The sequence below is a fragment of the Nonomuraea sp. NPDC004702 genome (assembly GCF_053601695.1).
In genome coordinates, this window is record NZ_JBSGCE010000134.1 from 1 (window position 1) to 13,005 (window position 13,005).

The 13,005-nt window shown below is 73.4% G+C and carries 11 protein-coding genes; 2 read left to right on the forward strand and 9 right to left on the reverse strand.

Features of this window, described 5'->3' with window-relative positions:
* Positions 1–1,503 (reverse strand): argininosuccinate synthase (gene argG, locus ACWEJ6_RS52860; protein WP_452433259.1); only part of this gene is annotated, 1,503 nt, incomplete at its 3' end.
* A 153-nt stretch (positions 1,504–1,656) separates the two neighbouring features.
* Here argG and ACWEJ6_RS52865 point away from each other — a divergent pair.
* Complete coding sequence (locus ACWEJ6_RS52865; protein WP_452433260.1) at positions 1,657–2,823, forward strand: acyl-CoA dehydrogenase family protein; 1,167 nt, start codon at positions 1,657–1,659, stop codon at positions 2,821–2,823.
* A gap of 162 nt (positions 2,824–2,985) precedes the next feature.
* Here ACWEJ6_RS52865 and ACWEJ6_RS52870 read toward each other — a convergent pair whose 3' ends face one another.
* The 8 genes from ACWEJ6_RS52870 to ACWEJ6_RS52905 form a co-directional block, all read right to left on the reverse strand.
* Positions 2,986–3,678 (reverse strand): GntR family transcriptional regulator, encoded by a 693-nt coding sequence (locus tag ACWEJ6_RS52870; protein ID WP_352351279.1) that lies wholly within the window; start codon positions 3,676–3,678, stop codon positions 2,986–2,988.
* A gap of 283 nt (positions 3,679–3,961) precedes the next feature.
* A complete protein-coding gene (gene hpaD, locus ACWEJ6_RS52875) occupies positions 3,962–4,822 on the reverse strand; it encodes a 3,4-dihydroxyphenylacetate 2,3-dioxygenase (protein WP_352351281.1) in 861 nt (286 codons plus the stop codon).
* The gene (locus ACWEJ6_RS52880) at positions 4,822–6,258 is read right to left on the reverse strand and encodes an aldehyde dehydrogenase family protein (RefSeq protein ID WP_452433262.1); all 1,437 of its coding nucleotides are present in this window, start codon (positions 6,256–6,258) and stop codon (positions 4,822–4,824) included. Before ACWEJ6_RS52880 ends, hpaD begins: the two co-directional genes overlap by 1 nt.
* The gene (locus ACWEJ6_RS52885; RefSeq protein ID WP_452433263.1) at positions 6,255–7,742 is read right to left on the reverse strand and encodes a GMC family oxidoreductase; all 1,488 of its coding nucleotides are present in this window, start codon (positions 7,740–7,742) and stop codon (positions 6,255–6,257) included. Before ACWEJ6_RS52885 ends, ACWEJ6_RS52880 begins: the two co-directional genes overlap by 4 nt.
* Positions 7,729–8,415, reverse strand: coding sequence for an ABC transporter ATP-binding protein (locus ACWEJ6_RS52890; protein ID WP_452433265.1), 687 nt, complete (start codon positions 8,413–8,415; stop codon positions 7,729–7,731). The genes ACWEJ6_RS52885 and ACWEJ6_RS52890 overlap by 14 nt, the downstream gene beginning before the upstream one ends.
* Positions 8,412–9,101, reverse strand: a complete 690-nt coding sequence (locus ACWEJ6_RS52895; RefSeq protein ID WP_452433267.1) for an ABC transporter ATP-binding protein — start codon at positions 9,099–9,101, stop codon at positions 8,412–8,414. The genes ACWEJ6_RS52890 and ACWEJ6_RS52895 overlap by 4 nt, the downstream gene beginning before the upstream one ends.
* A complete protein-coding gene (locus tag ACWEJ6_RS52900; protein WP_452433269.1) occupies positions 9,098–10,984 on the reverse strand; it encodes an ABC transporter permease in 1,887 nt (628 codons plus the stop codon). The genes ACWEJ6_RS52895 and ACWEJ6_RS52900 overlap by 4 nt, the downstream gene beginning before the upstream one ends.
* A complete protein-coding gene (locus tag ACWEJ6_RS52905) occupies positions 10,984–12,243 on the reverse strand; it encodes an ABC transporter substrate-binding protein (protein WP_452433271.1) in 1,260 nt (419 codons plus the stop codon). Before ACWEJ6_RS52905 ends, ACWEJ6_RS52900 begins: the two co-directional genes overlap by 1 nt.
* Positions 12,244–12,520: 277 nt before the next feature.
* Between ACWEJ6_RS52905 and ACWEJ6_RS52910 the strand changes: the two genes are divergently transcribed.
* Positions 12,521–13,005 (forward strand): aldehyde dehydrogenase family protein (locus ACWEJ6_RS52910; protein WP_452433272.1); only part of this gene is annotated, 485 nt, incomplete at its 3' end.

Here is a 13,005-nt window from a genome sequence, read left to right on the forward strand (position 1 = left end):
GTCGTCCTCGTGCTCCTCCCGTACGTCGTCTGGTACCTCACCGCGATCCCCACCTCCGCGCGGTCGCCGTTCTGGCCCGGCGAGACGGAGCAGCTCGTCGTCCTCGGAGACCTCGCCGCGGGAGGCGATGGCCTCCGCGCCGCCCTGCGGCATCGCGCCGATGAGGCCGGTCGAGGCCGCCTGGGCGGCGCCGATGAGCGCCGGGTGGGTGGTGCCGACCATGCCGAGCGTGGCGTACTGCTCCAGCTTGGCGCGCGAGTCGGCGATGTCCAGGTTGCGCATGGTGAGCTGGCCGATGCGGTCGACCGGGCCGAACGCGGAGTCCTCGGTGCGCTCCATCGACAGCTTGTCGGGGTGGTAGCTGAAGGCCGGGCCGGTGGTGTCGAGGATCGAGTAGTCCTCGCCGCGGCGCAGCCTCAGGGTGACCTCGCCGGTGACCGCCGTGCCGACCCAGCGCTGCAGCGACTCGCGCAGCATGAGCGCCTGCGGGTCGAGCCAGCGGCCCTCGTACATGAGCCGGCCGAGCCGCCGGCCCTCGTTGTGGTACGTGGCCAGGGTGTCCTCGTTGTGGATGGCGTTGACCAGGCGCTCGTAGGCGGCGTGCAGCAGCGCCATGCCGGGGGCCTCGTAGATGCCGCGGCTCTTGGCCTCGATGATGCGGTTCTCGATCTGGTCGGACATGCCCAGGCCGTGCCGGCCGCCGATCGCGTTGGCCTCCATGACCAGGTCGACCGGGGAGCCGAACTCCTTGCCGTTGATCGTGACCGGGCGGCCCTGGTCGAAGCCGATGGTGACGTCCTCGGGGAGGACCTCGACCTCGGGGTCCCAGAAGCGCACGCCCATGATCGGCTCGACGGTCTCGATGCCGGTGTCGAGGTGTTCGAGGGTCTTGGCCTCGTGGGTGGCGCCCCAGATGTTGGCGTCGGTCGAGTACGCCTTCTCGGTGCTGTCGCGGTAGGGCAGCCCGTGGGCGAGCAGCCACTCCGACATCTCCTTGCGGCCGCCGAGCTCGGAGACGAAGTCCGCGTCGAGCCAGGGCTTGTAGATGCGCAGGTGGGGGTTGGCCAGCAGGCCGTAGCGGTAGAACCGCTCGATGTCGTTGCCCTTGAACGTGGAGCCGTCGCCCCAGATCTGCACCTCGTCCTCAAGCATGGCCCGCACCAGCAGGGTCCCGGTGACGGCGCGGCCGAGCGGCGTGGTGTTGAAGTAGGCCCGGCCGCCCGAGCGGATGTGGAACGCGCCGCAGGTGAGCGCGGCCAGGCCCTCCTCGACCAGCGCGGCGCGGCAGTCGACCAGGCGCGCGAGCTCGGCCCCGTAGGCCAGCGCGCGGCTGGGCACCGAGGCGATGTCGGGCTCGTCGTACTGGCCGATGTCGGCGGTGTAGGTGCACGGGACGGCGCCCTTGTCGCGCATCCACGCGACGGCCACCGAGGTGTCGAGACCGCCGGAGAAGGCGATGCCGACCCGCTCGCCGGTGGGCAGGGAGGTGAGAACCTTGGACATAGAAGAAGATTATGCATTGCAACGCATGTTCATGCAAAGCCAGCGTCTTTTCCGGGTGCGGGCCGGGATCTCCGGCGGAGGGTGGACAACCGGGCGGGGACGTGATCTGACGGAGGAAGGACCGCCGACGATCACGAACAGGAGCACCGCGACATGAGCGACAAGCCGCGCCTGCACTCAGCCGGCCCCACCCACCTGGACCGCGCCCGCGACCTGCGCCCGCTGATCGAGAGCGAGGCGGCCGAGGCCGAGGCGCTGGGCAGGCTGACCGAGCCCGTCGTGGCCGCCCTGCACGAGGCCGGGCTGTTCGGCGTCTGGCTGCCCGCCCCGCTGGGCGGCTCGGAGTTGTCGCCGTCGGAGCTGCTCGCCCTCTTCGAGGAGCTGACCTACGCCGACGCCTCGACCGGCTGGGTGGTCATGGCCACCACCCTGGAGAACGGCACGGCGGGCGCCTACCTGGGCGACGACGCCGTCGAGCACATCTTCTGCGGCTCCCGCACGCCGCTGTTCGCCGGCCAGGGCACCCGGCCGGGCACCGCCGTGCGCGAGGACGGCGGCTTCCGGCTGACCGGCCGCTGGAGCTTCGCCTCAGCCATGCCGCACGCCCGGTACGTGCACAGCCTCGGCGTCGTCGAGGGCACCGGCGAGGAGCGCATCTTCATCACCCCGGTCGAGGACGCCGAACTCCTCGGCAACTGGGACGTCCTGGGCCTGCGCGCAACCGGCAGCCTCGACTACGCCATCGACGGCGTCTTCGTGCCGGAGTCGCGCACGCACCTGTTCGCGCAGCGGGAGCCGCTGCGCGGCGGCGCGATCTACCGGCTGGGCCTGCTGGACCAGGCGCTGATCGCCCACTCCGGCTGGGCGCTCGGCCTGGGCCGCCGCCTGCTGGACGAGCTGGGCCGGCACGTCGCGGCCCGCGCCGGACGTCCGGGTCAGCTCGCCGTCAGCGACGCCTTCCACACCGGCTTCGCCCGCGCCGAGGCGTCCCTGCGGGCGGCGCGCGCCCTGGTCCGCGAGACGTGGGAGGACGCCGAACGCACCCTGGACGCGGGCGGCACGCTGTCCACCCGCCAGGAGACGATGGTGCGGCTCGCGCTCAACCACGCCACCTCGACGCTCACCGAGGCGGCCGGGTTCGCCTACGCCTCGGGCGGCACGACGGCGCTGCGCGACGGCCTGCTCCAGCGCCTGTTCCGGGACGCGCACGCCGGGGCCCAGCACATCACCTCGGGCCCGCAGGCGCTGCGGGAGTGCGGCCGCGAGCTGGCGGGGCTGGCCCAGGGCGAGGAATGGACCCTCTTCACCCTGCAACCCTGACCCGAGGCCCCACCCTGAAGCCCTGACCCACCCTGGAAGCCCCGACCCACCGTGAACCCCTGACCCACACCGAAGCCCTGCCCCGAAGCGCCGCCCTGAACCCCTGCCCCCTGAGCCCTGAGCCCTGAGCCTTGCCGCAGGACGTCGAGCTCTGCCGGGAGGTCAGTGTTGCCGGGAGACCTGGGCGGTGTGCAGGGCGTCGGCGGTGGCGATCTTGTGGTTGCGGGCCGCCTGCTCGATCACCTCGGCCTCGGCGGCGCCCTCGATCAGGCTCAGCAGGTGATCGTGCTCCTCCACCGACCTGCGCGCCCGCCCCGGCACGTACGTGAAGCTGGAGCGGCGCATGTGGTCGAGCCGCGCCCACTCCGACTCCAGCAGGGCGTTGAGGTGCTCGTCGGGGCAGTGGCGGTAGAGCGAGAAGTGGAACTCGCGGTTGAGCGCGGTGAAGGAGGTGGGGTCGAACTCCTCCAGCGCCTCCTTCATCCGCTCGTTGATCTCCCGCGACTCCTGGATCTTGGCCGCGTCCATGTGCGGCGCGCAGATGGCCGTGGCGTAGCCCTCCAGCCGGGCCAGCACGTTGAGGGTGTGCTCGACCTGCACCGAGTCGAAGACGGCGACCCGGGCGCCGATGTTGCGGACGACCTCGACCAGCCCGTCGGACTGCAGCCTGCGCACGGCCTCGCGCAGCGGGATCGTGCTGACGCCGGTCTCCCGGGCGAGCTGGTCCATGACCAGCCGGTAGCCGGGGCCGTACGTGCCGTCGAGGATGCGGGCCCGCAGCAGGTCGTAGCTGATCTCGGCCTTGGAGCCCTTGGGCCGCTTGGCCTGGGCCGGTTTTCTCGTGCTGCTCACCATCACCTCTGCAGGACCTTCATGATGGCGTCGCGGAAGCCCGCGCCCGCCGGCGCTTCGACGCGACCGCCCGGAGCCCTCACCGGCTCCGCCCCCGGAGTCACCTCGACGATACGCTGGACGCCCGCTGTCATCCCCTCATCTTGCCCGACCACGAGCACGCGCGGCGCCCGGTCCCCCGCGCGGACGGCCCGTCCGCACGGGGCGCCGGAGGAGCGGGAGCCGGGCCACCGGGAGATCAGCCCCGCCATCCAGAACCTCCGTCTGTCCTATTTCACATATGATTTCAGATCTTATCGTACGCGGGCACGGGGAAGTCCACGACCACCTGCCCGGTTCCGGTCGAGCCGAAGTACGGGCACAACTGCTCCCCCCGCCCCTTGTACGACCGCCACCCCAGCAGCCCGAACAACATCGCCGTGTCCGCCATCGCTCCCTCCCCCGCGCAGCGCACGTTGTAGTCGGGCAACATGTCCAGGAACTCGCCGATGCGCCCTTCGGCCCACATGTCCAGCACGGCCATGTCGATCTTCCGGTTGAGCGGGCTGCTGACCTCGTTGAGCAGCGACTCGGCGGTCTCGTTGGAGGGGAAGGCGTGCGAGAGCGAGCCGCTGGCCAGGAAGGCGACCCGGCGGTCGCTCTGCCGGATGCCGCGCAGCAGCGCCTCGCCGATGCGCCGGTTCTCGTCGATCGAGGAGTAGACGTTGCAGCCGATCGGCAACACCCGCACGGCGGAGTCCTCGTTCATGAAGTGCATCGGGACCAGCGTCGCGTACTCCAGGCCCAGGTCGCGGTAGGTGTGCACGAGCGCCTTCTGCCCGCCGGCGGCGATCTCGGCGCGGATCAGCTCGGCCAGCTCGGGGTCGCCCGGGTAGTCGTAGTCCAGGTCGTGGATGAAGTGCGGCAGCTCGTGGCTGGCGTAGGAGTCGCGGTGGCGCTCCTTGCCGTTGAGGTGGAAGCCGATGCTGTTCATCCAGTGGGTGTCGGCGATCAGGTACGTGTCCACCCCCAGCTCCCGCGCCCGCCTGCCGACCTCGGTGAGAGCCAGCTCGGCGGGCCGGCGGATGCCGAAGTGCCTGCCCGGCTGGATCGACAGCCAGATCGACGGCACATGCGTGATCTTGGCTGCCAGGACGAGCTCTCCCATCACACCCTCCCCAGGTGCGTCCAGACGCCCTTGACCTCGGTGTAGGCGTCGATGGCGTACGGGCCCATCTCCCTCCCCCACCCGCTGGCCTTGTAGCCCCCCCACGTGGTGGCGGCGTCGGGCACATGGATCATGTTGATGAACACGGCTCCCGCCCGGATCCGGGCGGCCAGGCGGTGAGCGGTCGACAGGTCGTTGGTCCAGATGGAGGCGGCCAGGCCGTACTCCAGTCCGTTGGCGCGGCCGGCGATCTCGTCGGGGTCGTCGTAGGCCAGCACCGGGATGACGGGCCCGAACACCTCCTCGCGGGCCACGGCCATGGCGTCGGTCACCTCGGCGAACACGGTCGGGCGGTAGAAGAAGCCGGGGCCCTCGGCGCGCCTGCCGCCGGTGACGAGTTGCGCGCCATCGTACAGCGCGCTGCGGACGTGGGCGTCCACGGCCATCAGGTGGTCCTCGCTGATCAGCGGGCCGAGGTCGGTGGCCGGGTCGAGGCCCGGTCCGACCCTGAGCGCGTCGGCCGCGGCGGCCATCTTCGAGGTGAACTCGTCGACGCGCTTGCGGTCGACGTAGAAGCGCGAGTACGCGGCGCAGACCTGGCCGCTGTTGAACAGCGCGCCCTGGACGTTGCCCGCCACCGCGGCGTCGATGTCGGCGTCGGCCGCGATGATGCTCGGGGTCTTGCCGCCGAGCTCCAGCGTCAGGCGCTTGAGGTTGTCCGCGCTGGCGTGCACGAGCGAGCGGCCGACCGACGTCGAGCCGGTGAAGGAGATCTTGTCCACGCCCGCGTGCCCGGCCAGCGCCGCGCCGGTCTCCGGGCCGCCGGTCAGCAGGTTCACCACGCCGGGCGGGAAGCCGGCCAGCGCCATCAGCTCCACCAGCCGGACCGTGGTCAGCGGGGTCTGCTCGGCGGGCTTGACGATCACCGTGTTCCCGCAGGCCAGGGCGGGGGCGAGCTTCCAGGCGGCGATCATCAGCGGGAAGTTCCACGGGGTGATGAGCGCGCACACGCCGACCGGCTCGCGCCGGGTGTAGTGCAGGGTGTCGGGGTACGAGACGGGCAACACCGAGCCCTCGATTTTCGTACACCATCCTGCGAAATATCGGAAATGTTCGGCGGTGCCGGGGACGGTCACGTTCCGCGCCACCGCCAGCGGCTGGCCGTTGTCCCTGGTCTCCAGCTCGGCCAGCTCGTCGGCGTGCTCCTCCACCAGGTCGGCCACCTTCCACAGCAGCCTCGCGCGGGCGGCGGCGGGCAGCTCGGCCCAGGCCGGGTCGTCCAGCGCGGCCCTGGCCGCCGCCACCGCGCGGTCCACGTCGGCGGGGCCCGCCTCGGCGCACTCGGTGATGACGGTGGCCTCGGCCGGGTCCAGCGTGGCGAACGTCGCGCCGTCCGCGGCCGGGCCCCAGGCGCCGCCGATGTACAGGCCGGTCATGAGCCGATCTCCTCTCGCACCATGTCCGCGCACCGCTCGCCGATCATGATGGCGGGCGCGTTCGTGTTCCCTGACGTGACGGCGGGCATCACCGAGGCGTCGGCGACGCGCAGCCCGTCGATGCCGTGGACTCTGAGCCGCTGGTCCACGACGGTTCCCATGGCGCAGGTCCCGACCTGATGGTGGTAGGTCACCAAGGTCCTCTCTATGTGCTCGGACAGTTCACGGTCGCCGGGGTAGAGCTCCGCGCCCGCCCATTCCCGCAGGGCGGCGGCGTGGGCCAGCTCCCGGCACAGCTCGACGGCCGCGCGCATGCACGCGCGGTCGGCGGCCGCCTCCAGGTAGGCGGGGTCGATGTGCAGCGGGGCGTCGGGGTCGGCCGAGGTCAGCGCCAGGTGGCCCCTGCTCTCCGGCCGGACGATCCCGGCCATGAGGGTGAAGGCGTCCGGCGGGCCGGTCATGCCCTCGTCGTACAGGGGGATGTGGAAGAACAGCGGCTGCACGTCGGGGCCGGGCAGGCCGGGGCGGCTGCGCCAGAAGAGCTGGCTGTGCATCGGCTGCAGGCCGGGCATCGCGGGCGGCACGGGCCGGCGGGCTGCCACGATCACCGGGACGAGCGCGTGGTCGTGCAGGTTGCGCCCGACGCCGGGCAGGTCCTCCACCGCCTTGATGCCGTGCCGGCGCAGCTCGGCCGCGTCGCCGAGACCGCTCAGCAGGAGCAGGCGCGGCGACTCGACGGTCCCGGCGCTGACCACGACCTGGGCGGCGGCCCCGACCTGGTGCAGGCGGCCGTTCTGGCGGTACTCCACGCCCACGCACCGCCGCCCGCGCAGGAGCAGCCGGCGGGCGCGGGCCCCGGTGCGGATCTCCAGGACCGGCCGGTCGCAGCGCGGGCGCAGGTAGGCGTCGGCCGTGCTGTGCCGGCGGCCGTGCCGGATCGTGAGCTGGCAGAACCCAGCGCCGTCGGGACGCTCGCCGTTGCAGTCGGGGTTGAACGGCAGGCCCTGCTCCACGGCGGCCGCCACGATCGCCGCGTTGACCGGGTGCGGCGCGTAGTCGGCGATCACCCGTACCGGCCCGCCGACGCCGTGGTGGTCGCCGGGCCCGCGGTCGAAGTCCTCCAGCCGCTTGAAGTACGGCAACACCTCGGGGTACGACCAGCCGGGCCCCCAGGCGTCGTAGTCGGCCGGCGCGCCCCTGACGAAGATCATGCCGTTGAGCGAGGACGAGCCGCCCAGCACCTTCCCGCGCGGCCAGTGCGGACGCCGCCCGCCCAGCCGCCGCTGCGGCGCCACCCGGTAGTCGTAGTCCTCGGGGCCGCCCCACAGCCGGAACACCCCGCCGGGGTCGTGGATGTCGGGGTTGACGTCGGGGCCGCCCGCCTCCAGCAACAGCACGCGCAGCGCCTCGTCGTCGGCCAGCCGGCGGGCCACCGCGGCGCCCGCCGAGCCCGCGCCGACCACGACGACGTCAAAGGTCTCCATCGCCCGCTCCCAGATAAGCCGACCGCAGCCGGCCGCGCAGCTCGTCCGGCGTGCCGCGCAGCACGACCCGGCCCCGGTCCAGCACGTGCACGCGGGTGGCCAGCTCCAGGGCGAGCCGGGTGTACTGCTCGATGAGCAGCACCCCGGCCCCGGCCTCCGCGAGCGCGGCCAGGGCGGGGACGAGCCTGGACACCACGGCGGGGGCCAGGCCGAAGGACAGCTCGTCCACCAGCAGGTAGCGCGGCCCGCCGGTGACGGCCTGGGCCAGGGCGAGCATCTGCTGCTGGCCGCCGGACAGCGTGCCGGCCCGCCGGTCGCGCAGCCCGGCCAGCTCGGGGAAGGCGGCCAGGGCCGGTCCCGGGTCGGGCCCGGCCACGCGCAGGTTGTCGGCCACGCTCAGCGAGCGCAGCACCCGGTGGCCCTCGGGCACGGCGGCCACGCCCAGCGCCCGGACGCGTTCGGGGCGCAGCCCGGTCAGCTCGTCGCCGTCGGCGGTGACCGCGCCCGCCTCGACCGGCAGCAGCCCGGCCACGGCGAGCACGAGCGTGCTCTTGCCCGCGCCGTTCGCGCCGAGCAGCGCGGTGATCTGGCCGGGCGGCACGTCGAGCGTCACGTCGTGCAGCACCTCGCGCCCGCCTCTGCGCACGCGCAGGTCGCGCACCTCCAGGCTCACGGCGCCTCCCCCAGGTAGGCGGCGCGCACCCGCTCGTCGGCCAGCACCGCGGCGGTCGGGCCGGCGGCGACCAGCCGGCCGAAGTCCAGCACGGCCGTGGTGGCGCAGACCTCGCCGACCAGGGCCACGTCGTGCTCGATGAGCACGACGAGCGCCCCGAACCGGTCCGGCACGGCCGCCACCACCTCGGCCAGCGAGCGCGACTCCGCCTCCGACAGCCCGGCGGCCGGCTCGTCGAGCAGCACGATCCTGGGCGTGCCGACCAGGGCGCGGGCCAGTTCGAGCCGCCGCCGTTCCGGCAGCGTCAGCTCGCCCGCCGGGCGTCCGGGGTCGCTCAGGCCGCAGAACGCGAGCAGGCCCTCGTCCGGGCCGCCCAGGTGGTCGGCGGCCAGGCGCAGGTTGCCGGCGACGCTCAGCTCGGCGACCACCTGCTCCTGCTGGAACGTGCGGCGCAGCCCCCACCTGGCCCGCCGGTGCGGCGCGAGCGCCAGCAGGTCGGCGCCGCCGGCCGTGACCCGCCCGGAGACCGGCCGGACGAAGCCGGACAGCACGTCGAACAGGGTGGTCTTGCCCGCGCCGTTGGGCCCGATGAGCCCGCACAGGCCGGAGTCGAAGGTCAGGGTGACGCCGTCCAGCGGGCGCACGCCGCCGAAGCGCACCCGCAGGTCCTCGATCTCCAGCCTCATGCGGGCCGCCGCAGGTCCTCTAGCTGCCCGCCGATGCCGCGCGGCGCGGTGACCAGGGCGTGCACGGTGCCCGCGCCGAAGACGACGAGCATGAGGTTGCCGTCGAGCCCGGCGGCGTCGAGGGCGGCGGGCACGACCTGGCCGACCACGCCGGACAGCACCACGCCGGTCAGCCCGTACGCGCCGCCGACCAGGACGACGGCGAACAGCAGCACCGAGTCCGAGGCCCGGAACGAGATCGGGTCCAGCCGCCCTGTGTTGGCCGCCAGCAGCGCCCCTGCGGTCCCGGTGACGAACGCCGCCAGCGCGAACGCCCACACCTTGTACCTGGTCAGGGCCACGCCGACGGCCAGCGCGCCGGCCTCGCCGCCCCTGATCGCCGCCCACGCCCGGCCCGGCCGCCCGCGCTGGTGCAGCACGACCAGGACGAGCGCGAGCACCGCGCACAGGACGGCGAGCCGGAAGAACCCGGCGTCGGAGGAGGCCATCGAGGGCCGCGGCATGGCCTGCTGCGTCCCGCTGCCCGCCACCCGGCCGAGGAACCCGGGCCCGCCGTCGGGGAACCCGGTCGCCGAGAACGCGACCTGGAACGCCCCGCCGGCCATGAGCGTCACCAGGGCCAGGTCCACGCCGGACAGGCGCAGCGCGGGCAGCCCGTACACGATGCCGACCACGCAGGTGATCGCCCCGGCCGCCAGCACGACCAGCGGGAACGGCCATCCGGTGGCGAACGCCAGCCGCAGCGCCACCCAGCCGCCGACGCCGAGCAGCGCCACCTGGCCGAGCGAGACCAGCCCGAGCCGGGCGTACAGCAGGGCGATGCCCGCGGCGGGGATGACGAAGATGACCGCGGAGGTGAGCACCCGCACCCAGTAGCCGTCCACGGCCAGGGGCACGAGCACCGCCAGCGCCGCGGCCCCGGCGGCCAGCCCGAGCACCACGCGCAGCACCGAGCGGGCGTCGCCGGGCGGCAGCGGCCGGGTCCGCGACGGCGGCGCGGGCTCGGCCGGGCGCACCTCGACGGTGCCGCCGCGCCTGGCCCGCGCCCCTGTGCGCTGCAGCCACAGGATCGCCGCGACGGCCACCGCGAACGGCGCGACCGACCGGTACGGCGCGGTCTGCTCCCACGCCCCGCCCAGGGCCTCGGCCAGCCCGATCGCCAGCCCGGCCGCCAGCGTGACCGGCAGCGAGCTGAAGCGGCCGACCACGCCCGCCGCCAGCGAGGCGATCACCAGGAAGGTCAGGGTGCCGGCCTCCAGCCGGGTCAGCGAGCCGAGCACCAGCCCGGTCAGCCCGGCCACCGCGCCGCCCGCGGCCCAGGTGACGGTCTCGACCCGCCGGATGGGCACGCCGAGCAGCGCGCTGATCTCGCGGTCGTCGGCCAGCGCGCGCATGGCGGTGCCGAAGCCGGTCCGGCGCAGCAGCACGGCGGTCCCGGCGGTCAGCGCCACGGCCAGGGCCAGGGCGAGCGCCTGGGTGAGGGTGACCCGCGCGCCGCCCACGTCGAACCCGGCCGTGTCGGTCGGCAGGGTGAGCGTGCGCGGGTCGTCGCTCCACGTCCAGTAGCACAGGCCGAGCAGCACGAGCGCGAGACCGAGCGTGCACACCGCCTTGACCAGCGGGTCGCGGGCGGCGACGAGCGGGCTGACCAGGCCGCCGTACAGGCCGGACAGCAGCGCCGCCAGCAGCGGCGCGGCCGCCAGCGCGGGCACGACCGGCCAGCCGTCCTGCAGGAGCTGCCAGGACAGCAGCGCGCCGATCGCGCCGAGCGCGCCGTAGGCCAGGTTGAGCACGCCCGTGGCGCGGTAGAGCACGACGATGCCCACGCCCGACAGCGCGTAGACGGCGCCGAGGGCGAGCCCGCTGATGACGAACGGCAGCATCAGCCGGTCAGCCCCAACTGCTTCTCCTCCCGCAGCAGCGGCGCGAGGTCGGGGTCCTGGGTCGGCGTGCAGTCCTTGATCTTCGACCAGCCGCCGCCCTTCATCGTGACGAAGCGGGTGTCGTGGTTGGCGTTGTGGCGGGCGGCGCGGCCGAAGTACCAGGGGGCGCAGAGCAGGTCGCTGCGGAAGCCCTTGACCTGCGACAGGGCCCGGCTCACCGAGGCGCGGTCGATCGTCCCGCCGGTCCTGGTCAGGGTGTCGACGAAGATCTTGGCGGCCAGGAAGCCGCCCTGGGAGAAGGAGTCGCGGGGGGCCTTGTCGTCGGCGTACTCGTCCATGACGCGGCGCCAGAGCTTGTTGTCGGGGGTGCCGGCGTCGAGCATGGTGAACTCGGAGTTGGACACGAAGCCCTCCCAGTAGCCGCCGACCTGGCCGGGGAAGGTGGTGTCGTAGCAGGGCGTCAGGCAGACGAAGGTGACCTTGTCCTTGAGGCCCTGCGCCTGGGCGGCCTTGAGGATGGCGGCGTCGTCGGGGGCGGGGTCCTGGAGGATGATCGCGTCCGGGTGGCCCCGCATGGCTTCGAGGAGCACGGCGGTGGCGTCCTTGACGCCGGGGTCGTGCAGCACGTCGCCGGCCGAGGTCAGGCCCTTGGTCCTGAGGTAGGCGCGCACGCCGTCCTGGGTCCAGTCGCCGACGCCGGGCACCCGGTTGCTGATCTGGGCGACCCGTCTGGCGCCCTTGACCTCGACGGCGTACTGGGCGGCGGCCACGGCGCTGACCCTGGGGCCGGCGTTGACCGGGGCGATGCGCGGCGACTCGAAGCACGCCCGCGGCACGCCGACCGCGAGCACGTCGAACAGCCCGTTCTGCTCCCAGATCGGGCCGGAGACGCCGCAGGCGACGAAGCTGGAGCCGCCGACCAGGGCGACCAGGTCGCGGTTGCCGGCCAGCTTGGTGGCCAGGGCCGAGGCCTTCTGCGGGTTGAGGCCGTCGTCCTCGACCAGGTACTCGACCGGACGGCCGCCGATGCCGCCGCCGGCGTTGACGCAGTCGAAGTACGCCTTGGCCGCCTTGGTGGCCGAGCTGAAGTCGATGCCGCCGCTCGCGGTGACGATCGCGCCGACGGTGATCGGGGTCCCGGTGGCGGGCTTCCCCGTGCCGCAGGCCGTTCTGGCGGCGCCGCCGTCCTGGCCGGTCCCGCAGGCGGAGACCACCAGGGCGATCGCGGCCCACCACACCAGGCGTCGTGGACATCGCATACGCATCCTCCTCGAAGCGCCGTGCGTCCAGCCCCGATGGACAAATCATGTACGACATCAGATATTTCTGTCCATAGGTTCCCCATGTATCATCGACGATGTCCTATACGATTTGACGGGGTTGCGAGGGGCCCTCCGCTGGGCCTTCCACCTGGGCAATCATCGTGGCGGGGCGGAGGAGGAGTGCCATGAGAGGGCGGTCCGGCCGCACGTCCGACAGGGGATCGATCGCACCCGTGGCCGGGGGGCCGCCGTCCCAGTGCAAGGAGATCGCCCGTTGAACCTGGAGCACTACATCGGCGGGGCCCACGTGCCCAGCGTGTCCGGCCAGACGTTCACCTCGCTGGAACCCGCGACCAACCGCCCCGCGCTGACCGTCGCCTCCGGGGACGCCGAGGACGTCGACCTCGCCGTGCGCGCCGCGCTCACGGCGTTCACCGACGGCCCGTGGCCGCGGATGCCGGGCGAGGAGCGGGCGGCGGTGCTGCGCGGCATCGCGGCGGCCATCGAGGCGCGCGACGAGCGCATCGCCGAGCTGGAGTGCGGCGACACCGGCCTGCCCATCACCCAGGCCAGGGGCCAGGCCCGGCGGGCGGCGCACAACTTCCGGTTCTTCGCCGACGTCATCAGCAGCCTGGGCGAGGACGTCTACCGCGTCGGCTCGGCCCAGCTCAACTACGTCGTGCGCAAGCCGGTCGGCGTGGCCGGGCTGATCACGCCGTGGAACACGCCGTTCATGCTGGAGACCTGGAAGCTGGCCCC